This window comes from Streptomyces mauvecolor, assembly GCF_039532965.1.
GTDB lineage: Bacteria > Actinomycetota > Actinomycetes > Streptomycetales > Streptomycetaceae > Streptomyces > Streptomyces violascens.
Genome location: NZ_BAAASQ010000021.1, coordinates 272,952 through 296,752 on the forward strand (window position 1 = coordinate 272,952; position 23,801 = coordinate 296,752).

Consider the following 23,801-nt stretch of genomic DNA (forward strand, 5'->3'; position numbering starts at 1 on the left):
CGTCCACCGGCCCAACCGCGAGGCCCGGACGTCTGGCATCCGGTTCGGTCGACCCGGACGCGCCATCGGCAGGTCATCGGACTCGACCGGCACAAAGACGTACAGGTCATACCGTTGCGGGACAGTTCCGGATTCGAACCGGATTCCCCTGCGGCGACAGCGAGGACGAGCATACATGTGGGGGGCTCCGGATGCGGCAGCCCCCACATGTTGTGTCAGCCGCGATGTGGCGCTCCTGTGACGTACCTCTCCGCTATCGTCGGAGACAGCACCGTCGAGGAAGGTGAGCGAGGCATGACCGTGATGGCCGACCGCCCCCACATGCTGCCCGACGAATTCGAGGCTCTGGCGCGCATAGCAGCCCGCGAGAGGGAGGGAACGCGGCTCGAATTCATCAACGGGGTCATCAGGAGCAAGGCCATCCCGGACGGCGATCACAACCGGATCATTCAGTGGCTGCTCAAGGTCTGCATGCAGGCTCGGCCTGACGACCTCTTCCTGCACCCGGGACAGGGGATCAAGGCGGAGGAATACCGGACGGGGCGCGCCATCCCCGATGCGGTGCTGGCTCATCCGGATGCCTTCGTCGGGCAGGGCGATTGGGTCGACCCGGACCCCATTCTCATGGTGGTCGAGGTGACCTCGTGGGACTCGGACACTCACCGGCGGGACCACGTCGAGAAGCCTCAGGCCTATGCGGAGACGGGCATTCCCGTATACCTGCTGATCGACCGGGCCAAGTGCGAGATCTCCGTCTACAGCGAGCCCGAAGGCCGCCGGTACGCGAACGTGCGCACGCTGCCCTTCGGCGTATGTGTACGAGCAGAACTCAGTGCGCCGACCCCGCCGTCGCCGGGGGCAGTTCCGTGGCCACGCCCGGGTCGCCCGCGTCCGCCGTGTAGTCCTCGGGCGACGTCTCGTCGATGCCGTCGGGGGCCTTCAGGGCGCGCAGGACGACCGTGAGGACCACCGTCACCACCACGTTCAGGACGAACGCGGTGAGGCCGATGTAGCCGATCTCGCCGATGCCCGGGATCTCCTTCGAGGAGCCGCCGAAGTGCTTCTGGGTGGGCGAGGCCACCCCGTACGCGGCGAGGGTGCCGTAGACCATGCCGACCGCCCAGCCCGCGAGCAGCGCCCAGCGGTGGAACCAGCGGGTGAACAGGCCGCCGACCAGCGCCGGGAAGGTCTGCAGGATCCAGATGCCGCCCAGGAGCTGGAAGTTGATCGCGACCGTCTTGTCCATGGTCAGGACGAAGACCAGCGCGCCGACCTTCACGACAAGGGAGACCAGCTTGGAGACCTTGGCCTCCTGCGCGGGTGTCGCGTCCGGCTTGAGGAAGTCCTTGTAGATGTTGCGGGTGAAAAGGTTCGCGGCCGCGATCGACATGATCGCCGCCGGGACCAGCGCGCCGATGCCGATCGCCGCGAAGGCGACGCCCGCGAACCAGTCCGGGAACATGTCCTCGAAGAGCTGAGGGATCGCCAGCTGGCCGTTCTTGACCTTGACCCCGGCCGCGATCGCCATGAAGCCGAGCAGCGCGAGCAGGCCCAGCATCAGCGAGTACAGCGGCAGGATCGTGGTGTTGCGGCGGATCACGTTGCGGCTCTTGGAGGACAGCGTCGCGGTGATCGAGTGCGGGTACATGAACAGCGCGAGCGCCGAGCCGAGCGCGAGCGTCGCATACGTCCACTGGCTCGACTCGCCGGGCGCGATCGCCCCCGTCGGCTTGCCGCCGGGCGGGCCCGCGAACTTGTGCTGCGCCGCGCTGAAGATGGCGTCGAAGCCGCCCAGCTTGATCGGGATGTAGATGATCGCCACCGCGATGACGAGGTAGATCAGACCGTCCTTCACGAATGCGATCAGCGCGGGCGCGCGAAGGCCGGAGGAGTACGTGTACGCCGCGAGCACCGCGAACGCGATGAGCAGCGGCAGGTCCTTGACGAACCAGTTGCCGGACTCGCCGCCCACGCCCATGACGTCCAGCACGGCCTGGATGCCGACCAGTTGGAGCGCGATGTACGGCATCGTCGCGAGGATGCCGGTGACCGCGACCGCGAGGGACAGGCCCTTGGAGCCGAACCGGCCCCGCACGAAGTCCGAGGTGGTGACGTAGCCGTGCTTGTGCGAGACCGACCACAGGCGCGGCAGGAAGGTGAAGATCAGCGGGTACACGAGGATCGTGTACGGCACGGCGAAGAAGCCCGCAGCGCCCGCCGCGTAGATCGCCGCGGGTACGGCGACGAAGGTGTACGCCGTGTACAGGTCGCCGCCGAGCAGGAACCAGGTGACCCAGGTGCCGAACGACCGTCCGCCCAGGCCCCATTCGTCCAGGCTCGCCTCGTTCTCGGCCTTGCGCCAGCGCGCGGCCATGAAGCCGATGACCGTGACGGCCAGGAAGAAGAAGATGAAGACGCCGAGCGCGACGCCGTTCACGCCGTCCTTCACGTGGACGCACCCCCCTGCTTGTCAGACGTGGAGGCGGTGCGGGAGCGCTGGTCGTGCTGCCACAGCTTGTACGCGATCATGGTGAGCGCGGTCGAGATCAGCACCCAGAGCATCTGGTACCAGTAGAAGAACGGGATGCCGCCGAGCGCCGGGTCGGTCTTGGCGTACGAGCTCACCCACAGCATCGCCACGAAGGGCGCGATCAGGCAGAGCGCGATGACCACGCGCAAGGGCGTGATCACCGGTCTCCTCACTTCTGTCGAATCCGGCATTGGGTGGCTCCGTCCCCTCACGATCACCTGTGCGTTGGATCACTTGGTAATGCGCAGGAAATCTAGGGGAGAGTTTCGGTCAAGGGAACCCCCGTCCGGATTCCGGACGGCTCAACGACCGGGAAGTGGCGCTCAGTCGGCCGGCCGCTTGAGGCGGGCCACGAACTTGTACCGGTCGCCGCGGTACACCGACCGCACCCATTCCACGGGTTCGCCCTGGCCGTCCAGGGAGTGCCGCGACAGCATCAGCATCGGCAGGCCGACATCGGTGCCGAGAAGCCCGGCCTCGCGCGGGGTGGCGAGCGACGTCTCGATGGTCTCCTCGGCCTCCGCGAGGTGCACCCCGTACACCTCGGCGAGCGCGGTGTAGAGGGAGGTGTACTTGACCAGCGAGCGGCGCAGCGCCGGGAAGCGCTTGGCGGACAGGTGGGTGGTCTCGATGGCCATCGGCTCGCCGCTGGCCAGGCGCAGCCGCTCGATGCGCAGGACGCGGCCGCCGGCGGTGATGTCGAGCAGCCCGGCGAGGGTGTCGTCGGCGGTGACGTAGCCGATGTCCAGGAGCTGGGAGGTGGGCTCCAGGCCCTGGGCCCGCATGTCCTCGGTGTACGAGGAGAGTTGGAGCGGCTGGGAGACCTTCGGCTTGGCGACGAACGTGCCCTTGCCCTGGATGCGCTCCAGGCGGCCCTCGACGACCAGTTCCTGGAGGGCCTGGCGCACGGTGGTGCGGGAGGTGTCGAACTCGGCGGCCAGCGTGCGCTCGGGCGGCACCGGCGTGCCGGGCGGCAGGGTCTCCGTCATCTCCAGCAAGTGACGCTTGAGGCGGTAGTACTTGGGCACGCGAGCGGTGCGGGCGCCGGCGCCCGCCTCTGTCTCGCTCCCGCTCCCGTCGGCCATGGCCTGCCTTCCCGAGTGCTGCGCTGCTGCCGTCACCGGCTCCTCCGTCTGTCGCGGCTCACATGGTGGCACGGACCGGTCACGGGTCGTCGCCCTCCGCCAGGGTGTCGGTCCGGTAACGCGATCGACAGCCCTTCTTATACACCGCCACGCGGCGGACGTGCGGGGAAGTGTGCAAGTTGGTCTAAACCATTAAAGCCCAGTGGAGCCGCCGCGGGCAGCCCGGCGCGGGCCGGATCGGGCTCATGCGGGGGGAGTTGCGGGGTGTTCCGGGCGGTGAGGTGTCGGTCCGATAACGGACGGTCTCAGCGTTCTTATCGACCCTTGACACCCCTAAAGGTCTAGGCCAAGCTCCCGGTACTGGTCTAAACCATTAAAGACCAGAACCCGGCCCCACGGGCAGTACTCGTCGTATGTGGCATCGCGGTGGGCGCGGCCACGAAGAAGGCAACGGGGTCAGTGATCCCTGAGGAGAGTGGCGTGAAGCGCAAGCTCATCGCGGCGATCGGCGTCGCGGGCATCATGATCGGCGCCGCGGCGTGCGGCGGTAGTGACAAGAAGGACGGCGCCGCGGGGGGTGACGCCAAGGAGCTCACCGTCTGGCTGACGGTCGACGCGCAGAAGAACTGGCCCGAGCTGGTCAAGGCGGCCGACGACGCGATCGTCGCCAAGCACCCCGGCCTGAAGATCAACCACGAGTACTACGGCTGGCCGGACAAGAACGCCAAGCTCGACGCCGTCCTCGCCACCGACAAGGCGCCGGACGTGGTCGAGATGGGCAACACCGAGATGCTGGCCTACTCGATCAAGGGCGCGTTCGCCGAGGTCGACCCGTCGAAGTTCGACAACTCCGCCGCCTGGCTGGACGGCCTCAAGGCCTCGGTCTCGTACGACGGCAAGACCTACGGCGTCCCCTACTACGCCGGTGGCCGCACGGCGACCTGGCGCAAGGACATCGCCGCCGACTCGGGCATCACCGCGACCCCGAAGACGTACACCGAGCTGACCGCCGACCTGGACAAGATCCAGGCGAAGCAGGGCGACAAGTTCAGCGCCTGGTACCAGCCCACCCGCGACTGGTACGCGGCGATGTCCTTCGTGTACGACGCCGGCGGCTCCATCGCCAAGGAGGACGGTGGCAAGTTCAAGGCCAACCTGTCCTCGCCGGAGTCCCTCAAGGGCCTCACCGAGTTCAAGAACGTCGTCGACAAGTACATGAAGGGCGACAAGACGAAGGACGAGTCCGACCGTCCCATCGTCTACGGCCAGGGCAAGTCCGGCCTCGTCTTCAGCCCGGCCTGGGAGGGCGCCAACGCCGCCCTGCCGGAGAACGACAAGGTCGGCAAGCTCGCCGACAAGATCGAGAGCTTCGTCATGCCGGCCCCGTCCGGCAAGGCCATGCCGGTCTTCCTCGGCGGCTCCGACCTCGCGATCCCGGTCAAGTCCAAGGCCCAGGGCCTCGCGGCCGAGTGGATCAACGCCCTCACCGGCACCCAGGGCCAGAAGGGCCTGATAGCCAAGGGCAACCTGCCCAACAACAAGACGGACCTCGCACCGCTGAAGTCGGACCCGAAGACGGCCGTCCCGGCCACCGCGGCCGAGTCCAGCTGGTTCGTCCCGATGGCGCCGGGCTGGGGCCAGGTCGAGAAGGCCCAGGTCCTGCAGACCATGCTGCAGAACATCGGCACCGGCAAGCAGACGGTCGAGGCCGCCGCGAAGGACGCGGACGCCGCGATCGACAAGGTCATCAACACCAAGTGACCTTTTGGGCAGGGCCCCGTCACCACGACGGGGCCCTGCCCGGCCAGTTCCAGAGAGGGATCACCAGGAGCGCGCGATGAGTGCCGCAGAGACAACCACCGCCAAGGTGCCGCCGGCGCGGCGCGACCCACTACCGGGTGCTGGATCCGGTCGACCCGGCGAGCCGGGGAAGAAGCGCGGCGCGGGCGGAGGAGCGGCGGTGCCCTGGGCACTGCTCGCGCCCTGTCTGCTCGTCCTCGCGCTCGTCCTCGGCTATCCGCTGGTACGGCTCGTCACCCTGTCCTTCCAGAAATTCGGGCAGCCGCAGCTGTGGGGCTTCAAGGCCGCCGAGTCGGTCGGCTTCGACAACTTCACCAACGTCCTGGGCGACGCCGAGTTCTGGCAGGTCGTCGTACGCACCGTCCTGTTCGCCGCCACCGCGGTCGTCCTGACCATGGTCATCGGCATGCTGATCGCCCTGCTGCTCCAGCGGGTATCGGGCTGGGTCAAGACGCTCATCAACGTCGCCCTGGTGGCGAGTTGGGGCATGCCCATCGTCGTCGCGATCACCGTCTTCAAGTGGATGTTCGACTCCGACTTCGGTGTCCTCAACTGGCTGCTCAGCCAGCTTCCCGGCGTCGAGATGCACGGCCACAACTGGTTCGCCGACGGCACCCAGGGCCTCGCCGTCATCATGCTGCTCGTGGTCTGGGGCGCGGTGCCGTTCGTGGTCATCACCCTCAGCGCCGGTCTCACCCAGGTCCCCAAGGAGCTCGAAGAGGCCGCCCGGCTCGACGGCGCCGGCTCCTGGGGCGTGTTCCGGCACGTCACCATGCCGATCCTCAAGCCCGTCGTCGTGATGCTCGCGACGCTGTCGGTCATCTGGGACATGGGCGTCTTCCCACAGGTCTTCGTGATGCGCGGCGGCCACCCCGAGGCCGAGTTCCAGCTGCTCACCACGTACTCGTACGAGAAGGCCTTCGTGGTCAACGACTACTCCCAGGGCTCCGCGATCGCCCTGCTCACCGTGATCCTGCTGCTCGGCGTGATCGCCGTGTACATGCGCCAGATGCTGAAGATCGGAGAGGTGGAGTAACGATGGCTGCCTCAACTGCGGCGCCCGGCCGCCCCGCCCGCAAGAAGACCAAGCTCGGCTGGAACCTGCTCGGCCTGCTCGTCTTCGTCACCGCGGGCTTCCCGGTCTACTGGATGCTGAACACCGCGTTCAAGCCGGCCAAGGACGCGATCGACCCCGATCCGCATCTGTTCCCGACGAACTTCACGCTCGACAACTTCAAGCGGGCGCTCCAGATCGGCGACTTCTGGGGTTCGATCGGCCGCTCCCTGACCGTCTCGCTCGTCGTGGTCCTCATCGGCATCGCGGTCGGCCTGCTCGCGGCGCTCGCCATCTCCCGGTTCGCCTTCCGCGGCCGCAAGATCGTCATCGTCGGCATCCTCGCGGTCCAGATGGTGCCGCTGGTCGCCATGATCATTCCGGTCTTCCTGCTGCTCAACGACCTCGGTCAGTACGACAAGCTCTCGGGCCTGATCATCACGTACCTGACCTTCATCCTCCCCTTCACGGTGTGGACGCTGCGCGGATTCATCGTCAACGTCCCCAAGGAGCTGGAGGAGGCGGCCATGGTCGACGGCTGCAGCCGCACCGGCGCCTTCATCCGTGTGGTCTTCCCGCTGCTCGCGCCCGGCATGGTGGCGACCTCGGTCTACGGTTTCATCCAGGCGTGGAACGAGTACCTCTACGCCCTCATGCTGATGAGCCAGAACCACCAGACGGCCACGGTGTGGCTGTCCAACTTCACCACCCAGCACGGCACCGAGTACGCCCCGATGATGGCCGGATCCACCATGATGGCCGTCCCCATCGTGATTCTCTTCCTCCTCGTCCAGCGCAAGATGGCCGCGGGTCTGACGGCCGGCGCAGTGAAGGGATAACTCCGCCCCATGACGACTATGACCACGGGTTCCGACACGCTGACCCGCGACGCCCTCGCCGTCCTCCAGCCCGGGTTCACCGGCACCAGCGCGCCGGACTGGCTCCTTCGCCGGATCGGCGAAGGCCTCGCCTCCGTCGGCCTGTTCGGCCGCAACATCGTCTCCGCGCCCCAAGTGGCAGCGCTAACGGCCCAGTTGAGGGCCGAGCAGGACGACCTCCTGGTGGCCATCGACGAGGAGGGCGGTGACGTCACCCGCATCGAGGTGCGCACCGGCTCGTCCTTCCCCGGCAACCTCGCGCTCGGCGCGGTCGACGACGTGGACCTGACCCGCGAGGTCGCCCGCGAGCTGGGCCGCCGGCTCGCCGAGTGCGGGGTCAACCTGAACTGGGCGCCGTCCGCCGACGTGAACTCCAACCCGGACAACCCGATCATCGGCGTACGGGCCTTCGGAGCCGAGACCGACCTGGTGGCCCGGCACACCGCCGCCTACATCGAGGGCCTCCAGGCCGCCGGGGTCGCCGCCTGCACCAAGCACTTCCCCGGGCACGGCGACACCAATGTCGACTCGCACCACGCGATGCCCCGCATCGATGTGGATCTCGACACGTTGCACGCCCGTGAGCTGGTGCCTTTCCGCGCCGCGATCGCGGCGGGTTCCAAGTCGGTCATGAGTGCGCATATCCTTCTTCCCGCGCTCGACCCCGCACGTCCCGCCACGCTCAGCCCGCGCATCCTCACCGGACTGCTGCGCGAGGAGCTCGGCTACGACGGGCTGATCGTCTCGGACGCGGTGGAGATGCAGGCCATCGCCGGGACGGTCGGCATCGAGCGAGGCTCCGTCCTCGCGATCGCGGCGGGCGCCGACGCCCTGTGCGTCGGCGGCGGCCTGGCCGACGAGGGCACCGTACTGCGACTGCGCGACGCGCTGGTCAGGGCGGTACGGGACGGCGACCTGGCCGAGGAACGCCTGGCCGACGCCGCCGCACGGGTACGTGCGCTGGCGGCGTGGACCAGGCGGGCCAGGGGGGATGTGGCGGCGCCGGGCGCGGCGGTGCAGGAGGGGACCGCGCCCGGCACCGGCAGCGACATCGGCCTGGTGGCCGCGCGCCGGGCCGCCCGGATCACCGCTTCGCCGTCGTGGCGCCCGCTGGAGCAGGCCCCGTACGTGGCCACGTTCACGCCCGTCATGAACATCGCGGTGAGCAGCGAGACCCCCTGGAGCATCGGCGGCGAGCTCGCCGCCCTGCTGCCCGGCACCGAGAGCGGCACCTTCGGGACGGACTGCTCCGCCGCCGATGTGCTCGGCGCCGCGGGGGAGCGCCGCGTCGTCGCGGTCGTACGCGACGAACACCGCCACCCGTGGATGGCGGCCGCCCTGGACGCCCTCCTCGCCGCCCGCCCGGACACGGTCGTGGTCGAGATGGGCGTCCCGCGGGCGACCCCGCGCGGCGCCCTGCACATCGCGACGCACGGCGCGGCGCGGGTCTGCGGACGGGCAGCCGCGGAGGCCATCGCAGGGGCCTGACACAGCCCACGAACCACGTGGCGGGTGACGGTCGGCGGACCGTCACCCGCCACGTTTGCATGTGCGGGCACATCTGACGCCGCATGTACGATGGGGCCGACTTTCGGTGTCCGCGAGGGCCGACTTGTGCGAGCCGCCGGAGCGGAACGCTCCGGTCCCGCGGCCGAGAGGCCGTCAACTCGGCTGTGGGGGCGTCTACTTGACAGTACGTATCCTCCGTGTGTCCGGTGCGTGAACCTGTCCGTTTTGGGTGTCGCCACCGCCCCAACTTGGGGGTTGACACCGGAAGTTGGTCTAGTCCACCTTGGAGGTACGCAAGATCGGTGTAGGTGCCCCCGTCCCATGAGCGGCACCGAGCGCAAGGAGGTGGCAACCCCGGCCCTGTCTTCGTGGAGACGCACACTCTCCACCGGGTGACCGGCCGGCGCGACGAGGCGCCGAGCTTGCCAAGTCCGGTTGCCACGCGCCTGTTTGCCCTCGCAATGCCCGACTGTGAACCGGTCGGCGCAAGAACCACGCCGAGGGCCCCGCATCGCCCGGCACACCGCACATTCCCGGCCCCGGACGGCCGCAAGGTGCACGCCGGACGCGAGCACGACCGTATGCCGAACCCCATCAGCCGCAGCTCTGCGCCGCCGACCGTGAACTCCCCGGGCCGGCCGCGCGTACCGCTCCGGCCGCCGCACCCTGCCGATCCCCGCCCAACAGGACGCCCGCGCCCGGGCCATGTCCCTGTGCCCGCGGGATCCCCTCAGCCGCCCGCCCATCCGCACCCTGGAGTGACCGCATGCCGGCATCCGACCGATATCTCTACCGAGCCGCCTCCGACGTCCCCTATTTCAGTTCCGACGGCGGCGAGACGTACCTCGCCCGCACCCCGCTGCGGGACATCGAGAAGTCCCGCCCGCTGCGCGTCCTGTCCGAGGACGACTTCGCGTTCTGGCAGACGTACGGCTACGTCATAGTGAAGGAGGCGATCCCGGCCGCCGCGGCCGGGCGCCTCCTCGACTTCACCTGGGACTTCCAGGGCCTGGACCCCGAGCGGCCCGAGACCTGGTACTCCGAGGACCGCGCGTTCGCCTCCGAGCTCGAACAGCACCTGCACGTCTACGGGTTCGTCGAGGCGTACCACCACCAGCTCCTGTGGGACAGCCGCCAGACCCAGCGGGTGTACGACGCGTTCGCCGACGTGTGGGACTGCGAGGAGCTCTGGGTCACCCTCGACCGGCTCAATCTGAACCCGCCCAACGTCAAGGACCGCGACCGCGCGCACATCGAACCCACCGACAAGGGCTTCGACATCGAGCTGCACTGGGACGTCGACACCACGCTCGGCGTGCTGCCGCAGCGCGTCCAGGGGATCATCGCGCTCAACGACACCCAGGACGACCACGGCGGCTTCCAGTGCTCGCCCGAGCTGTTCCGCCGCTTCGAGGAGTGGAAGGTCGCACAGCCCGCCGGCCGCGACCCCATCAGGCCGAACACCGACCGCGCCGAATTCCCCGTCGTCCGGCCCCAGCTCAAGGCCGGTGACCTGCTGATCTGGAACGGGCTTCTCGCGCACGGAGTTGCCCGCAACACCTCCGACAACGGTGTCCGCGCGGTCCAGTACCTCTCGATGATGCCCGCCCTGGAGTCGGACCACGAGGTGCGCAAGTCCCGCGTCGAATCCTGGCGCAGCCTCAGCACCCCGGACTGGAACAAGACGCTGGTCGGCGACGCGCGCCGGCACGAGTCCCTCCGGTACCCCACCGCCGAACTCACCGACCTCGGCGCCAAGCTGCTCGGCCTCGAATCCTGGGGCACCACCGGGCCCGCAACGCCGACCGAGGAGCCCGCGTGCGACGCATCTGCCTGACGCTGCCCACCAACCGGGCCTGCGCGGCCACGATCACGGCCGTGCACGAGGAGGCCGCGTACGCCGCCGAACACTTCGACGTCGAGGTCCATCTGCTGATCCTGGACTCCGCCGACGAGCCGAGCCGCACGCGACATGCCGCTGTTGTAAGGGAGTTGACGCCTGTCGGGGGCGTCCTCGTGCACCACCTCGACGAGGCGCGGCAGCGGGACTTCCTCCAGCGCGTCATCGAGCGGGCCGGACTGGCCAAGCCCGATCTGATGCTCGACCTCATGCTGCCCTCGGAGGTGTCGTACGGCGCCTGCACCAACCGGGCCTTCCTCGTCGCGAGTGCGCTCGGCTGCCACTCCGTGCACCGCCGGGACTCCGACAGCAGCTACCAGATCCTGGACGGCGAGCCCGTCTTCCCCATCCACCACGAACTGCTCTCGCTCGGCAAGCGGGCCGTGGACGCCGTGCCCGACGTCACGCGGACCCGGCTCGACCCGGCGGACATCCACAAGCCGGTCGCGATGGTGGGCAGTTCGTTCGTGGGCGAGCTGTCGGTGGACATCGGCGAGATCCGCGACCTCGACCCCGAGATCTACCACGAGGTGGTCGGCCTGTGGGCCGACGCCGGCACCCCGCCCGAAGAGCGGCGGGAGCTGGTCGAGGACTCGTTCGTCGGGGCCGGCACCGACCCCTTCACCCACGACGAGTCGACGCTGGGCGCGCCCGACATCTGGCGGGTCGACATGTGCAACATCGGCCTCGACCGCGAGGTGTACGAACGCGTGCCGCTGCCGCCCGCGACCAGCACGATAGGCAGCGACTACTTCCTGCTGCACCTGGTCCGCGACGCGACGCTGCCCGGCGTGGTCCACAACCGGAACATCGTGAACTACTACACCCCCGAGCGCCGGACCGGCCCCGGGTTCACCGCCTACCAGCTGCGGTTCACCAAGTTCCTCCTGTCGATGCTCTACCTCTACCCGGTCTACACGGCGATGGAGGAGGCGCGCGGCGCCCTGCTCGACGAGCAGCACCACGTGCGCGCCGCCACGATCGCCGGGCTCGCCGCGGACAGCGCGGGCGCGGACCGCACCGAGAACGTCCGCAGACTGGAGGTCCTCGACCGCTGCTACCGCCAGCTCGGCGGAAGGTACGCCGAGTTCGCCGACCACCTGGTGCCGCTGCGCGAGCGCCTGCTCGACGAGGCGCAGGCCGACATCGAGGACTTCGCGCTGCTCATCGAGGCGTGGGGCCCGCTGGTGACCGCGAGCAGGGCCGAGGCTCCGGTCCGGGGTGTCGACGATGCGTGAGAGCACGGCCGTCCGGGCCGCCCTGGTCGCCGCCACCGACGACCGGATCTTCTTCGACCTGGAGGGAATCGAGGCGCAGTACGCGACGCTGGTGCGCGAACTGCCCGGAATCCAGGTCCGGTTCGCCATGAAGGCGTGCCCGGTGGACGAGGTGCTCGACTGCCTCGCACGCCAGGGCGCCGGCTTCGACGCGGCCAGCCCGAACGAGATCGAGCAGGCCGTCAGGACCGGCGTGCCGCTCGACCGGATCCACTACGGAAACACGATCAAGTCGGACGAGAACATCGCCGACGCCTACCGCATGGGCATCCGCGACTTCGCGACCGACAGTGTCGAGGACGTCGCGGCGATCGCCCGGCTCGCCCCGGGGTCCCGGGTGTTCTGCCGTCTCGCCACCAGCGGGGATGGCGCGCTGTGGGGCCTCAGCCAGAAGTTCGGCTGCTCGGCCGAGGATGCCGTACGCGTCCTGGAAGCGGCGCGCGATGCGGGCCTGGCCCCGTCGGGCCTGTCCGTGCACGTCGGCTCGCAGCAGATGACGTCCGAGGCCTGGCAGAGCGCGCTCGACGAGCTCGCCGACCTGGTGGCGGTCCTGAACGGACGCGGCATCCTGCTCGACACGGTCAACCTCGGCGGCGGCCTGCCCGCCCTCGGCTGCCTGGACAAGCACGGCCGCCCGCTCGACCCGCCGCTCGACAAGATCTTCGCCGTCCTGCGCGAAGGCATGCAACGCCTCAGCGAGGAGTCGGCCTCCCCCCTGGAGTTCCTCATGGAGCCGGGCCGTCATCTGGTCGCCGACCACGGCGCGATCCGGGCCCGTGTGGCCCGGCTCTCGGCGCGGCGGCAGCGCGACGGCGAGCGGCAGCACTGGCTGTACCTGAGCTGCGGAAAGTTCAACGGCCTGTACGAGATGGACGAGCTGCAGTACCGCCTGGAGTTTCCCGGCCACGCGGGCGGCCGGTACGTCCCGGCCGTGATCGCGGGCCCCACCTGCGACAGCGACGACGCGTACGACTGCGAGGCCGGACTCGTCCAGGTCCCCGAGGGCGCGGCGTCCGGCGACCCGGTCTGGATCCACTCCTGCGGCGCGTACGCCGTCGGCTACACGACCCAGGGCTTCAACGGCTTCGACCCGCTGCCCTACACCTGCATCGGAGGTTCGAGGTAATGCGCCTGCTGGACGCTGAGCTGCTGCTGGACGCGGACGTCGTCGTCCGCCCGCTGGCCGAGTGCGACTGGGACGCGATCGTGGCCCTGGAGGCGGGAGCGTATGCCGAGGACGGCCTGTCGGAGGGCCGGGAAGCCCTCAAGTCCCGCTATGCAGCGGGTACTTGTTTCGTCCTGGAGCACCGGGATGAGGTGGGCGGCTACCTCCTCGCCCTGCCGTACCCACCCTTCACGAGCCCTGACCTCAGCCGTGCCGAGGACGGGGACCACCCTTCGCGCAACCTGCACGCGCACGACCTCGTGATAGCCGAGCACCTGCGGGGCCGGGGCCTGGGCCCAAAGCTCCTGACCCACCTTCTCTCCGTGGCAAGGGAGTTGGGATACGAGCGGATCTCCATGGCGGCGGTCCGAGGAGCCCACGTCCTCTGGGCCCGACTGGGGTACCGCGCCCACCCCGAGGTGGACCTGCCGGCGAGCTATGGCACGAACGCGGTGTACATGTCCATGAAAGTAGGCTGACTTCGCATGTCTGGTGTTCGTGATGAATACCGCCGATCACAAGTGGCGATCGCGGCACTGTTCTGTTGCCTCGGATTCCAGTACGCCACGTGGGTCTCGCGGATTCCCGCGCTGAAAACGAGGCTCGACCTGTCCGAGGCGGAACTCGGCCTGCTCCTGATGGTCTGCGGGGCGGGCGCGGCGGTCTCGTTCCCGCTGGTGGCGATCCTGACGAAGCGGCTCGGCTCGCGGCGCCTGTCCGTCCTCTCGGCGCTGGCCCTGGCCGCGGTTCTCATCGCCCTGTCGGTCACGCCGAGCTACCCGGTGACGCTGCTCATCGTGTTCTTCGACGGGGTGGCGGTGGGCTGTCTGAACGTCGCGATGAACGCGCAGGCGGCTGCCCTTGAGGTCAGGTACCGGCGGACCACGATGGCGAGGATGCACGCGACGTTCAGCGCGGGTTCGCTGTTCGCGGCACTGCTCGCGTCGGGCGTGACCTCGTTCTCCTCGGCCCTCCCGGCCCACTTCGGGACGGCGACGGTCCTGGTGGCGGTCGTGGTACTGGCCGCGCGCCCGGGGCTCCTGGCGGAGGACCGGAAGGCAGCGGGCCCCTCCGATCCCTCCGATCCCTCCGAGCCTTCCGAGTCTTCCGGGAAGCAGGGTCGCCGGGGGCTGACCCTCCCGACCCGGGTGACGATCTGGATGGGCCTGGCGATGGCGTTCGGCACCGTGACGGAGGGGGCCATGAACGACTGGTCGGCGCTCTACCTGAAGGACAGCGCGGGCGCGGCGGCGGAACTGGCGCCGCTGGGCATCGCCGTCGTCTCGGTGATGATGGTGCTTGCCCGCCTCTTCGCCGACGGGTGGCGTACGAAGTGGGGCGACGAGCGCATCGTGCGGGCCGGCAGCGCGCTGGCCGGCGCGGGGCTTGCGGTCGCCCTGCTGGCCGGAGGGGTGGTCCCGGCGCTGCTCGGGTTCGCCTGCGTCGGACTCGGCATCGCGGCGGTGACCCCATGCGTGTACGTCGCGGCCGCCCGCCAGGGTTCGGACGCGCTGGCCCTCGTGGCGGCGATGGGCACGACGGGCCTCCTTGCCGGCCCGGCGGCGATCGGCTTCATAGCCAACGGCACGAGTCTGGTGTGGGGGATGGGGGCGGTGGCCGTCTCGGCCCTGGTGGTGTCCGCGTGCAGCACCAGAATCCGCTTCCCGTCCTTGGCAGACGCGTAGCCCTTGCGGGCGGCGGCCGCCCATCCGCGCGATTCCCCGCGCCCCTGGGAAGTTCCGGCCGGCCAGCGCCGAGCTGCTCAGCGCCCTGAAGGGGCGCGGGGAACGGCGCGAGTGCCACGTACGGTCCGCGGCCGAAGGCGGGTTGGAGGTTCGGGCCGCAGTCCGGGGGAGGCGCACCACATCCTGGTGGGGGCGCGGGGAACGGCGCGAGCAACCGGGTACGGTCCGCGGCCGAAGGAGGTTTTAGGGGCGCGGGGAACTGCGCGAGCGACCACGCGCAGTGCGAGGGCGAAAGCGGGTTGGGGGCGCGGGGAACTGCGCGAACAGGCGACTCTGGACCGCGCCCCGAAACCCGCCCCCTCGCGGAGCTAAAGCCCCTGCCAGACAGGCTTGTTGGCGAAGGTGTGCCGGAAGTACGGCGCAAGCTTCAGCTTGGACGCCGCGGCCTCGTCCACGACGACCGTCGCGTGCTGGTGGAGCTGGAGCGCCGACGCCGGCACGACCGCGGCGACCGGACCCTCGACGGTCTGGGCGACCGCCTCGGCCTTGCCCTCGCCGGTGGCGAGCAACACCAGGTGCCGGGCCTCCAGAATCGTGCCGATGCCCTGGGTGATCACATGGTGCGGCACCTGGTCGATGTCGTCGTCGAAGAAGCGCGCGTTGTCGATGCGGGTCTGCTCGGTGAGCGTCTTGATCCGGGTGCGCGAGGCGAGCGAGGAGCAGGGCTCGTTGAAGCCGATGTGCCCGTCGGTGCCGATGCCCAGGATCTGGAGGTCCACGCCGCCGGCCGAGGCCAGCGCCAGGTCGTAGGCCTCGCACGCGGCCTGGACGTCCTCGGCGGAGCCGTCGGGCCCTATGAAGGAGTCCGCACCGAGCCCGAGCGGCTCGACGACCTGGCGGATGACGGTGGCGCGGTAGGACTCGGGGTGCCCGGCGGGCAGCCCGACGTACTCGTCGAGCTGGCAGACACGGGCCCGCGAGACGTCCACGTCACCGGCGGCGACCTTCGCGGTCAGCGCGTCGTAGATCGGGATCGGGGTCGAGCCGGTGGCCACGCCGAGCAGTGCGTCGGGCTTGCGGCGCCACAGGGCGGCGATCGACTCCGCGATGAGCTCGCCGCCTGCCTTGGCGTCCGGGACGATGACAACTTCCACGTGGGCCTGCCGATCTGGAGACGTGAAACTACAACGGGCGTGGTATAGACCAATCTAGCAGAGCTGCGGCCCCTCGGCGGGTGGTCGTACCAGCTCCCATGGTCGACCGGACGGGTTGCCGGAACGCATACGGAGGCGGCCATTCGGAGGCATGGAACATGGCGCCGCCGCATTTCTCTCCGAGCGGGCGGCCGGGCCGGACGATGTCCGGCGAGATGGCCGAGCGGCCGTCCGTCGCGCGGCGCATCCGGGAGGTGACCGACCCCGAGGCCGGGACCCGGATGCGCCCGGCCGGGGTGGCGGAGGTGCGCCGAGCAGAGCCCTACGCGAGCGAGCCGCCCGTCGCGTCCAGCCACTGGCCCGTGATCCAGCGCCCGTCGTCGGAGGCCAGGAACGCCACCACGTCCGCGATGTCGGAGGGCTCGCCGACCCGGCCGAGCGCCGACATCGCGGCCGCCCCCGCCCAGGCCTCGTCGCTGGCACGCAGCCAGCTCGCGTTGATGTCGGTGTCGATGATCCCGGGCGCCACGGCGTTGACCGTGATCCCGCGCGGCCCGAGCACCTTGGACAGGTTCCGCGTGAACACGTCGAGCGCGCCCTTGGTCATGGCGTAGGTGAGGTGCTCCGGCATCACCGCGGCGTGCGAGAGCCCGCTGGAGATGTTGATGACCCGCCCGCCGTCGCGCAGCCGGGTCAGGCCGTGCTGGGTCACGAAGAACGGCGCCTTGGAGTTGACGGCGAAGAACCGGTCGTACGCCTCCTCGGAGACCTCGCCGAACGGCATCGCGTTCCCGACACCCGCGTTGTTCACCAGGATGTCGAGCCCGTCGGCCTGAAGGTCGAAGGCCTCCCACAGGGCGGCCGCGTCCCCCGGAACCCCCAGTTCCTGGCCGACGGTGAACGCCGAGCCGCCCGCCGCCTCGATGGCCGCGACCGTCTCCTTGGCCGCCGTCCCGTTCGCGCCGTAGTGCACGGCGACCCTCGCCCCGTCCCTGCCGAGCCGCTCGGCGATGCCCCGCCCGATGCCCCTGCTGCCGCCCGTGACCAGCGCCGTCTTCCCGTCGAGCGCGCCCATGGCTGCGCCCCCTTCCACCCCGAATATTTCTGTAGCGGTCGCTACGGAAAGAACGTAACACATTCTCTAATGGCCGCTACAGAACTCCCTGTAGACTCGGAGCCATGGCGACGAAACAGCGCGGCCGCCCCCGCTCCTTCGACCGGGACAAGGCCCTTGAGCAGGCCACGATGGAGTTCTGGCGCCGGGGCTACGAGGTCACGTCCGTGGCCGATCTGACCCGGGTCATGGGGATCGGCGCGCCCAGCCTCTACGCCGCCTTCGGCGACAAGCGGGCCCTCTTCGAGGAGGTCCTGCGCACGTACGGCGCGACCTACGGCGCCTTCTCGACGCGGGCGCTGGCCGAGGAGCCGACCGCGCGCGCGGCCGTCACCCGGCTGCTGCACGAGGCCGCGTCCGAGTTCACCGACCCGGCGCACCCCTACGGCTGCCTGGTGATCAGCGCCGCGGCCAACTGCACCAGCGAGTGCGTCAGCACCACGCTGCGCGATCGGCGCAACGCCGGCCTCGCCGCCATCGAGAGCCGGATCGCCGCGGACATCGCGGCCGGCCGCCTCCCCGAGGGCACCGACTCCGGCGTGCTTGCCCGCCTCAGCGGCGCGGTCTTCCAGGGCATGTCCCAGCAGGCCCGCGACGGCGCCACCCGCGCCGAGCTCGAAGCCGTCGCCGAGGCGGCCATGCTGGCCTGGCCCCCGGACGGCCGCTAAGGGTTGCGGTCGCCGTGTCGACGCGGAAGATTGTGCCGTGCGCATGGATGGACATGGCAGAATGGTCTAGTCCACAATGCACACAACAGAACTTCCGCCCACCCCGCACAGGCGGGCGGAACCGAGGCCCCGGCGCTTTCTGCCCTGACCGCGCCGCGACCTCCCTTGAAGGCCGAGGGGACCGCACACCCGTCGGCCGGCAACCGGGCTGCGGTGCCCGGGCGGGCTGAGGGTCCCGTCCAGGCGCCGCGGCCCGCAGTCATTTTCTGTCACCGCCCGCAGGTACGCTCGACCACGTGCCCTCCATGAACGACCTCGTACGCCAGCACACCGCTCTGAGTGAGTCCGACCTCGAGTGGCTCCATCTGCTGGTCTCGGAGTGGCAGCTGCTCTCCGACCTGTCCTTCGCCGACCTGGTGCTCTGGGTTCCCACCCTGGACGGCACGCGCTATGTGTCGGTCGCGCAGATGCGGCCCAACACCGGCCCCACCTCGTACCAGGACGACATGGTCGGCCACCTGGTCCCGCGCGGCCGGCGCCCGCTGCTCGACGCCGCGCTCGACGAGGGCCGCATCGTGCGCGAGGGCGACCCGGAGTGGCGCGAGGAGGTCCCGGTCCGCGTCGAGTCCATTCCGGTACGCCGCGAAGGCCGCGTCCTGGGCGTGATCGCCCGGAACACGAACCTGCTCACGGTGCGTACACCCTCGCGGCTCGAACTCACCTACCTCCAGTCCGCGTCCGACCTCGCCCAGATGATCGCCGCCGGGTCCTTCCCCTTCCCCGGCCAGCAGGTCGACATGGACGCCTCCCCGCGCGCCGGCGACGGCCTGATCAGGCTCGACGCCGACGGCATCGTCCAGTACGCCTCGCCCAACGCACTCTCCGCCTACCACCGGCTCGGGCTCGCCTCCGACCTGGTCGGCCAGCACCTGGGCCAGCTGACCGCCGACCTCGCGCCGCCGCGCGGCCCGGTGGACGAGTCCCTGGCCAAGCTCGCCAGCGGCTACGCGCCGAGGGAGGCCGAAGTCGAGGGCAACGACGGGGTGATCCAGCTGCGCGCCATCCCGCTCAAGCCGAAGGGCACGCGCATCGGCTCGCTCGTCCTGCTGCGCGACGTGACCGAACTGCGCCGCCGCGAGCGGGAGTTGATCACCAAGGACGCCACCATCCGGGAGATCCACCACCGGGTGAAGAACAACCTCCAGACGGTCGCGGCGCTGCTCAGGCTCCAGGCCCGCCGGATGGACTCCGACCAGGGCCGTGAGGCGCTCAACGAGGCGGTCCGGCGCGTCGGTTCGATCGCGATCGTGCACGAGACGCTGTCCCAGAACCTGGACGAGCGCGTCGAGTTCGACGAGATCGCCGACCGGGTGCTCGCGATGGTCGCCGAGATCTCACCCGGCAAGGTCAACTGCCGCCGCACCGGCCGCTTCGGGATCCTCGACGCCGAGGTCGCCACCCCGCTGTCCATGGTCCTGACCGAGGTGCTGCAGAACGCGCTTGAGCACGCGTTCGCGCCGGGGGAGCAGGGTTCGGTGGAGGTCGCGGCGCTGCGCGGCGGCACCCGCGAGGACGCCCGGCTGCTGATCACGGTGCGGGACGACGGCCGGGGCCTGCCCGAGGGCTTCGACCCGCAGCGCACCGGAAACCTGGGCCTGCAGATCGTACGGACGCTGGTGGAGGGCGAGTTGGGCGGCGGCTTCGACATGGTGCCGGCGCCCGAGCGCGGCACGAAGGTCGTGCTCGACATCCCGGTGGGCCCCGAGAAGTAGGGCGTCCGTCCCGCAACAGCAGCGAGCCCCGAACCGTGAGACACGGTTCGGGGCTCGAATGCTGTGGGTTACTGCTGCGCGCTGCGGCTCGGGGGGCGGTGAGTGCGTACGCTCTGTACGCGCCGCGCGGGGCTAAGGCAGGAAGTGGGGGCTCAGGCGGTCGCGTTGCGCGCCCGGTTGCGAGCGGCACGGCGCTTCATCGCGCGGCGCTCGTCCTCGCTGAGGCCACCCCAGACGCCGGAGTCCTGGCCGGACTCGAGCGCCCACTGCAGGCACTGCTCCATGACGGGGCAGCGGCGGCAGACGGCCTTGGCTTCCTCGATCTGCAGCAGCGCAGGACCGGTGTTGCCGATGGGGAAGAACAGCTCGGGGTCTTCCTCACGACAAACGGCGTTGTGACGCCAGTCCATGGCTGCTACCTCTCTTGGTGTTACGTGCAGGGGGGTGCTTGTGAATGTGAACGCTTTCACGAATCCCTCAACAAGGGAAGGGCCATCTTCCAGTTGGACTGGTGGTGGTCCTGGTTTGAGGAGGGGTTCTGGCTTTCAGTGGAGGCCGGTGTTGCGGGCCGTCCCGATCGCCATGTAGAGATTCGCAAACCTCGGCGGCGGATACAACCCCTTCAGGAAAGTTTTTTTGGATTCCTCGGTGTCGACTGGGTCACAGTCGTACTTCCATGGGGTGGATGCCAGCCTAAACGTTCGAGTGAAAGGACTTTGGGCCCTTCCACTCACACAATCACACGCAGTGCATGGCGTACGCCTGTGAACGCGACGCTGGTACGCAGGCCCAGGTGGTCGCCGTCCATCTGGAAGGGGAGCGGGGCCTTGGAATGCAAGGTGAAGTCCGTCAGGTCGTGCAGTGATACGGCGTGCTTGCCGCGCGGACCCCGGTCGGGGGTCGAAGTGAGCAGCTGGGTCGCGTAGCGGGTCGCCGAGGGCGCGGTCATCTTGGTGAGCGCGAGTACGTCCAGGCCCGCCTCGAAGGAGGCCTCCGGGGACGAGTACAGCGGACGATTCCCCAGGTAGGTGTAGGGGGAGGTGTTGCAGACTATGGACAGGACGAGGTTCTCGACGGGCTCGGCGCCGGGCTGTTCCAGCGTGATCTGGCCGTGTCTGCGATGGGGCTCGCCGAAGAACTGGCGCGCCACCTGGCGCAAATAGAGCGCGTGCGTCGAGCGCTTTCCGCGCTCCCGCTGCTGTTCGACCCGGCCGACCACACCCGCGTCGAATCCGAACCCGGCACAGAAAGTGAACCAGCGCTCGGGAACGCCTTCGTCCACGCTGCCCGGCACTCCGGAGGCGAGGCCCAGGCTCACGGTGCGGTGCCGGTTCTCGCGCAGCGCGTCGAGAATGACACCGGTCGACTCCACAGCGTCATTGGGCAGGCCGAGCGCCCGCGCGAACACATTCGTCGAGCCGCCGGGAACCACCGCGAATTCGGGAAGCTCGGGGTTCGGCCCGTTGTGCAGCAGACCGTTCACGACCTCGTTGACCGTGCCGTCACCGCCGAGCGCCACCACGAGGTCGATGTCGTTGCTCTCGGCCGCCCGCCGCCCGAGGTCCCTGGCATGGCCGCGGTACTCGGTGGTCACGGCCTCCAGCTTCATCTCGCTGGCGAGGGCATGAATGAGGACGTCACGCGTGCGCGCACTGGTGGTGGTAGCCGCCGGATTGACCACGAGAAGTGCACGCATGGGCGCCAGACTACCTACCGGGTGGTATTGGAGCGTACTCGGGCCGGACCGCCCGGGCCCTGGCCGGGCGCCGGCCGCGGGCTACCCTGGCCGGGTGAGTACTGAGCAGACCCCCGAAGCCCCCGCCGGACCGCGCCCCGGCCGTCTGACCGCCGCGGCGGCGCTGTCCGCGCTGGAAGGCCTCGCCCTGGTCGCCGGTGGCCTCTACATGCTCGTGATGGGCCTGACCGGCAAGCCCGACCGGCCCACCCAGGCCGAAACGGGCGGCCTGACCCTGGTGGTCCTCGGCCTGATCCCGCTCATCGCCGCCCGCGGCCTGCTGCGCCGCCGCAGCTGGAGCCGGGGCCCCGCGATGATCACCCAGATCATGGCGCTTCCGGTCGCCTGGATGTTCCTGAACTCCGACGGCGCCCCGTGGATTCCGGCGGGCATCGCGCTGGCCGCGGTGGCCGTCACCGGCCTCGTACTCCTGGTGAACCCGTCCACGACCAAGGCGCTCGGGATTCGCGGGCCGATGCGCGACGCGTGACCGAAAGGGGCCCGGAGGCAGCGCCCCCGGACCCCGGCTACTCCTCGACGAGCAGCTTCTCGCGGAGCTGGGCCAGTGTGCGGGCCAGCAGGCGCGAGACGTGCATCTGCGAGATGCCGACCTCCTGCGCGATCTGCGACTGGGTCATGTTGCCGAAGAAACGCAGCAGCAGGATCCGCTTCTCCCGCGGCGGGAGGTCTTCGAGGAGCGGCTTGAGGGACTCGCGGTACTCGACACCTTCGAGTGCCTCGTCCTCCGCACCCAGGGTGTCCGCCACGGCAGGCGACTCGTCGTCCGTGTCCGGCACGTCCAGGGACAGCGTGGAATAGGCGTTCGCCGACTCCAGGCCCTCCAGGACCTCCTCCTCCGAAATGCCGAGCCGCTCGGCCAGCTCGTGCACCGTCGGCGAGCGGCCGTGCTGCTGGGACAGCTCCGCCGTCGCCGTGGTGAGCGCGAGCCGCAGCTCCTGGAGCCGGCGCGGCACCCGCACCGCCCAGCCCTTGTCGCGGAAGTGCCGTTTGATCTCGCCGACGACGGTGGGCGTCGCGTACGTCGAGAACTCCACGCCCCGCTCGGGGTCGAAGCGGTCCACCGATTTGATCAGACCGATCGTGGCGACCTGGGTCAGATCGTCGAGGGGCTCGCCACGATTGCGGAAGCGCCGCGCCAGGTGCTCGACCAGCGGCAGGTGCATCCGTACCAGCTGATTGCGCAGCTCGGACTTCTCCGGCGATCCATCCGGCAGCTTGCGCAGCTCGATGAACATCGCCCGCGCCCCGCTGCGATCGTGTGGATCGTGCTGCCTGTGCTCGATGTGCTCGCTCATAAGGGCCGCCCGCTCTGCCTGCTCCGCCGCGTACAAAACGCCATCTGGGCCATCCACAGGGCTGTCCACCGGGTGCGGCCGGGCCTGCTGCTCCGGGATGCCCGCGGAGCGCACCGCTTCGGGGATGCGCTTGTCGTCCCGCACCGGACCCTCCTCGCTCACGCCGGTCCGGGTCCCGCGCCGCGCTGTTTGTACAGGCTGATGGAGACCGTACGGTCCTCGGCCACCGTGGAGTCGACCTTGCCGGCCAGGGCGGAGAGCACCGTCCACGCGAAGGTGTCGCGCTCCGGGGCCCGGCCGTCGGTGGTCGGCGCCGAGACGGTGACCTCCAGCGAGTCGTCGACGAGGCGGAACACGCAGCTCAGTACGGAACCCGGAAGGGCCTGCTGGAGCAGGATCGCGCAGGCCTCGTCGACGGCGATGCGCAGGTCCTCGATCTCGTCGAGGGTGAAGTCCAAACGTGCCGCGAGTCCGGCTGTGGCCGTACGCAGCACCGACAGGTAGGCACCCGCAGCCGGCAGCCGGACTTCCACGAAGTCCTGATTCCCGGGCTCGCCTGCGATCTGGGACACCCTCACCTCCAAGGTGGCACAAGCTCTATCGGGGCCCGGGGAGAGGGGAGGTCCCGGGGCCGTGGGTACGGGGGTCCGTACCTGGACTGGCGACGCTATCGCGATCCATGGTGCCCTGTCGCCGGAAGCTCTCCCGACGGCTGTCACTCATGGTAAGCCTATGAGTACGGACAGTGGCTAGAGGTTTGCAGTGCCCAATTGCTGTGAACCGAGCCCGGGTTGACGTACCCAGGCGTCGAGGGCTTCGAACCTTTCCTCACGCCCTGGACGAAGCGTGCGGGGTGCCACTCTCACACCAGCAGGCCGTCCACGAAACACCAGCGCCAGCTTTCGCCGGGCTCGAAGGTCCGCATCACCGCGTGCCCGGTCTCCTTGAAGTGGCCGGTCGCGTGCTGGTGCGGCGACGAGTCGCAGCACCCCACGTGCCCGCAGACCAGACACAGGCGCAGTTGCACGGGGTGCGTGCCGTCCTTCAGACACTCCGGACAGGTGTCGCTCAGCGGGGCCGGCTCGGGGCGCGGCAGTTCTGCAACGTGCGGGCACTCGCTCATGATGGCCAGGTTACGACCAAGAACACGGCACGGGTG

Annotated in this window: 22 protein-coding genes, 1 pseudogene and 1 riboswitch; of the genes and pseudogenes, 13 read left to right on the top strand and 10 right to left on the bottom strand. The window is 69.6% G+C overall.

Annotated elements, in window-relative coordinates; genetic code table 11:
* Nucleotides 1–50: 50 nt before the first annotated feature.
* A riboswitch (cobalamin riboswitch) is annotated at nt 51–179 on the bottom strand.
* A gap of 115 nt (nt 180–294) precedes the next feature.
* Nucleotides 295–846 (top strand): annotated as a pseudogene (locus ABD346_RS26625) (Uma2 family endonuclease); the annotation flags it as partial.
* Here the strand turns inward: ABD346_RS26625 and mctP are convergent.
* The 3 genes from mctP to ABD346_RS26640 form a co-directional block, all read right to left on the bottom strand.
* Nucleotides 830–2,449 (bottom strand): monocarboxylate uptake permease MctP, encoded by a 1,620-nt coding sequence (gene mctP, locus ABD346_RS26630; protein WP_344378307.1) that lies wholly within the window; start codon nt 2,447–2,449, stop codon nt 830–832. The pseudogene ABD346_RS26625 and the gene mctP sit on opposite strands and share 17 nt — an antisense overlap.
* Entirely contained in the window at nt 2,446–2,721 is a 276-nt protein-coding gene (locus tag ABD346_RS26635; RefSeq protein WP_344378308.1) for a DUF3311 domain-containing protein, read from the bottom strand. Before ABD346_RS26635 ends, mctP begins: the two co-directional genes overlap by 4 nt.
* A 132-nt stretch (nt 2,722–2,853) precedes the next feature.
* Nucleotides 2,854–3,615: a GntR family transcriptional regulator gene (locus ABD346_RS26640; RefSeq protein ID WP_053729863.1), complete on the bottom strand. Its 762-nt coding sequence runs from the start codon at nt 3,613–3,615 to the stop codon at nt 2,854–2,856.
* Nucleotides 3,616–4,095: 480 nt separating this feature from the next.
* On the opposite strand from ABD346_RS26640, the gene ABD346_RS26645 reads away from it, so the two are divergent.
* The 9 genes from ABD346_RS26645 to ABD346_RS26685 all read left to right on the top strand — a co-directional run bounded on the left by ABD346_RS26645 (nt 4,096) and on the right by ABD346_RS26685 (nt 14,883).
* Complete coding sequence (locus ABD346_RS26645; RefSeq protein WP_344378309.1) at nt 4,096–5,376, top strand: extracellular solute-binding protein; 1,281 nt, start codon at nt 4,096–4,098, stop codon at nt 5,374–5,376.
* A gap of 76 nt (nt 5,377–5,452) precedes the next feature.
* Nucleotides 5,453–6,451: a carbohydrate ABC transporter permease gene (locus ABD346_RS26650; protein ID WP_344378310.1), complete on the top strand. Its 999-nt coding sequence runs from the start codon at nt 5,453–5,455 to the stop codon at nt 6,449–6,451.
* 2 nt (nt 6,452–6,453) lie between these two features.
* Nucleotides 6,454–7,308 (top strand): carbohydrate ABC transporter permease, encoded by an 855-nt coding sequence (locus tag ABD346_RS26655; RefSeq protein ID WP_344378311.1) that lies wholly within the window; start codon nt 6,454–6,456, stop codon nt 7,306–7,308.
* A 9-nt stretch (nt 7,309–7,317) separates the two neighbouring features.
* Nucleotides 7,318–8,835 carry a glycoside hydrolase family 3 protein gene (locus tag ABD346_RS26660; RefSeq protein WP_344378312.1) on the top strand — a complete coding sequence of 506 codons (1,518 nt, stop codon included), beginning with the start codon at nt 7,318–7,320 and terminating at the stop codon, nt 8,833–8,835.
* Between the two features lie 787 nt (nt 8,836–9,622).
* Entirely contained in the window at nt 9,623–10,693 is a 1,071-nt protein-coding gene (locus ABD346_RS26665; RefSeq protein WP_344378313.1) for a phytanoyl-CoA dioxygenase family protein, read from the top strand.
* Nucleotides 10,675–11,994: a DUF6271 family protein gene (locus tag ABD346_RS26670; protein WP_344378314.1), complete on the top strand. Its 1,320-nt coding sequence runs from the start codon at nt 10,675–10,677 to the stop codon at nt 11,992–11,994. The genes ABD346_RS26665 and ABD346_RS26670 overlap by 19 nt, the downstream gene beginning before the upstream one ends.
* A complete protein-coding gene (locus tag ABD346_RS26675; protein ID WP_344378316.1) occupies nt 11,987–13,159 on the top strand; it encodes a type III PLP-dependent enzyme in 1,173 nt (390 codons plus the stop codon). Before ABD346_RS26670 ends, ABD346_RS26675 begins: the two co-directional genes overlap by 8 nt.
* Nucleotides 13,159–13,677 (top strand): GNAT family N-acetyltransferase, encoded by a 519-nt coding sequence (locus ABD346_RS26680; protein ID WP_344378317.1) that lies wholly within the window; start codon nt 13,159–13,161, stop codon nt 13,675–13,677. The genes ABD346_RS26675 and ABD346_RS26680 overlap by 1 nt, the downstream gene beginning before the upstream one ends.
* Nucleotides 13,678–13,683: 6 nt before the next feature.
* A complete protein-coding gene (locus ABD346_RS26685; protein WP_344378318.1) occupies nt 13,684–14,883 on the top strand; it encodes an MFS transporter in 1,200 nt (399 codons plus the stop codon).
* A 368-nt stretch (nt 14,884–15,251) separates the two neighbouring features.
* On the opposite strand, the gene nagB is transcribed toward ABD346_RS26685, so the two are convergent.
* On the bottom strand, nt 15,252–16,037 hold the full coding sequence (nagB, locus tag ABD346_RS26690; protein ID WP_344378319.1) for a glucosamine-6-phosphate deaminase: 786 nt from the start codon (nt 16,035–16,037) through the stop codon (nt 15,252–15,254).
* A 322-nt stretch (nt 16,038–16,359) separates the two neighbouring features.
* Entirely contained in the window at nt 16,360–17,112 is a 753-nt protein-coding gene (locus tag ABD346_RS26695; RefSeq protein ID WP_344378320.1) for an SDR family oxidoreductase, read from the bottom strand.
* 104 nt (nt 17,113–17,216) lie between these two features.
* Here ABD346_RS26695 and ABD346_RS26700 point away from each other — a divergent pair, with 104 nt between their 5' ends.
* Together ABD346_RS26700 and ABD346_RS26705 are read left to right on the top strand one after the other, a co-directional pair.
* On the top strand, nt 17,217–17,819 hold the full coding sequence (locus ABD346_RS26700; RefSeq protein ID WP_344378321.1) for a TetR/AcrR family transcriptional regulator: 603 nt from the start codon (nt 17,217–17,219) through the stop codon (nt 17,817–17,819).
* A gap of 305 nt (nt 17,820–18,124) precedes the next feature.
* Complete coding sequence (locus ABD346_RS26705) at nt 18,125–19,591, top strand: sensor histidine kinase (RefSeq protein ID WP_053729851.1); 1,467 nt, start codon at nt 18,125–18,127, stop codon at nt 19,589–19,591.
* 152 nt (nt 19,592–19,743) lie between these two features.
* Here ABD346_RS26705 and ABD346_RS26710 read toward each other — a convergent pair whose 3' ends face one another.
* Nucleotides 19,744–20,001, bottom strand: a complete 258-nt coding sequence (locus ABD346_RS26710) for a WhiB family transcriptional regulator (protein ID WP_004937597.1) — start codon at nt 19,999–20,001, stop codon at nt 19,744–19,746.
* A 320-nt stretch (nt 20,002–20,321) separates the two neighbouring features.
* Nucleotides 20,322–21,287, bottom strand: coding sequence for a diacylglycerol/lipid kinase family protein (locus ABD346_RS26715; RefSeq protein WP_344378322.1), 966 nt, complete (start codon nt 21,285–21,287; stop codon nt 20,322–20,324).
* 94 nt (nt 21,288–21,381) lie between these two features.
* Between ABD346_RS26715 and ABD346_RS26720 the strand changes: the two genes are divergently transcribed.
* Nucleotides 21,382–21,816, top strand: a complete 435-nt coding sequence (locus tag ABD346_RS26720; protein WP_344378323.1) for a hypothetical protein — start codon at nt 21,382–21,384, stop codon at nt 21,814–21,816.
* 37 nt (nt 21,817–21,853) lie between these two features.
* On the opposite strand, the gene ABD346_RS26725 is transcribed toward ABD346_RS26720, so the two are convergent.
* The 3 genes from ABD346_RS26725 to ABD346_RS26735 all read right to left on the bottom strand — a co-directional run bounded on the left by ABD346_RS26725 (nt 21,854) and on the right by ABD346_RS26735 (nt 23,765).
* Nucleotides 21,854–22,786 carry an RNA polymerase sigma factor SigF gene (locus tag ABD346_RS26725; protein WP_344378324.1) on the bottom strand — a complete coding sequence of 311 codons (933 nt, stop codon included), beginning with the start codon at nt 22,784–22,786 and terminating at the stop codon, nt 21,854–21,856.
* A 14-nt stretch (nt 22,787–22,800) separates the two neighbouring features.
* Nucleotides 22,801–23,214: an ATP-binding protein gene (locus tag ABD346_RS26730; protein ID WP_344378325.1), complete on the bottom strand. Its 414-nt coding sequence runs from the start codon at nt 23,212–23,214 to the stop codon at nt 22,801–22,803.
* 290 nt (nt 23,215–23,504) lie between these two features.
* The gene (locus tag ABD346_RS26735; protein WP_053729846.1) at nt 23,505–23,765 is read right to left on the bottom strand and encodes a UBP-type zinc finger domain-containing protein; all 261 of its coding nucleotides are present in this window, start codon (nt 23,763–23,765) and stop codon (nt 23,505–23,507) included.
* Nucleotides 23,766–23,801: the final 36 nt, after the last annotated feature.

Excerpts from the sequence above, each read along its gene's own strand:
- ABD346_RS26710 (WP_004937597.1), bottom strand. The coding sequence starts at position 20,001 with ATGGACTGGCGTCACAACGCCGTTTGTCGTGAGGAAGACCCCGAGCTG.
- ABD346_RS26680 (WP_344378317.1), top strand. The coding sequence starts at position 13,159 with ATGCGCCTGCTGGACGCTGAGCTGCTGCTGGACGCGGACGTCGTCGTC.
- ABD346_RS26660 (WP_344378312.1), top strand. The coding sequence starts at position 7,318 with ATGACGACTATGACCACGGGTTCCGACACGCTGACCCGCGACGCCCTC.
- ABD346_RS26735 (WP_053729846.1), bottom strand. The coding sequence starts at position 23,765 with ATGAGCGAGTGCCCGCACGTTGCAGAACTGCCGCGCCCCGAGCCGGCC.
- ABD346_RS26655 (WP_344378311.1), top strand. The coding sequence starts at position 6,454 with ATGGCTGCCTCAACTGCGGCGCCCGGCCGCCCCGCCCGCAAGAAGACC.
- ABD346_RS26650 (WP_344378310.1), top strand. The coding sequence starts at position 5,453 with ATGAGTGCCGCAGAGACAACCACCGCCAAGGTGCCGCCGGCGCGGCGC.
- ABD346_RS26685 (WP_344378318.1), top strand. The coding sequence starts at position 13,684 with ATGTCTGGTGTTCGTGATGAATACCGCCGATCACAAGTGGCGATCGCG.
- ABD346_RS26715 (WP_344378322.1), bottom strand. The coding sequence starts at position 21,287 with ATGCGTGCACTTCTCGTGGTCAATCCGGCGGCTACCACCACCAGTGCG.
- ABD346_RS26675 (WP_344378316.1), top strand. The coding sequence starts at position 11,987 with ATGCGTGAGAGCACGGCCGTCCGGGCCGCCCTGGTCGCCGCCACCGAC.
- ABD346_RS26665 (WP_344378313.1), top strand. The coding sequence starts at position 9,623 with ATGCCGGCATCCGACCGATATCTCTACCGAGCCGCCTCCGACGTCCCC.
- ABD346_RS26640 (WP_053729863.1), bottom strand. The coding sequence starts at position 3,615 with ATGGCCGACGGGAGCGGGAGCGAGACAGAGGCGGGCGCCGGCGCCCGC.
- ABD346_RS26705 (WP_053729851.1), top strand. The coding sequence starts at position 18,125 with ATGAACGACCTCGTACGCCAGCACACCGCTCTGAGTGAGTCCGACCTC.
- ABD346_RS26700 (WP_344378321.1), top strand. The coding sequence starts at position 17,217 with ATGGCGACGAAACAGCGCGGCCGCCCCCGCTCCTTCGACCGGGACAAG.
- ABD346_RS26695 (WP_344378320.1), bottom strand. The coding sequence starts at position 17,112 with ATGGGCGCGCTCGACGGGAAGACGGCGCTGGTCACGGGCGGCAGCAGG.
- ABD346_RS26635 (WP_344378308.1), bottom strand. The coding sequence starts at position 2,721 with ATGCCGGATTCGACAGAAGTGAGGAGACCGGTGATCACGCCCTTGCGC.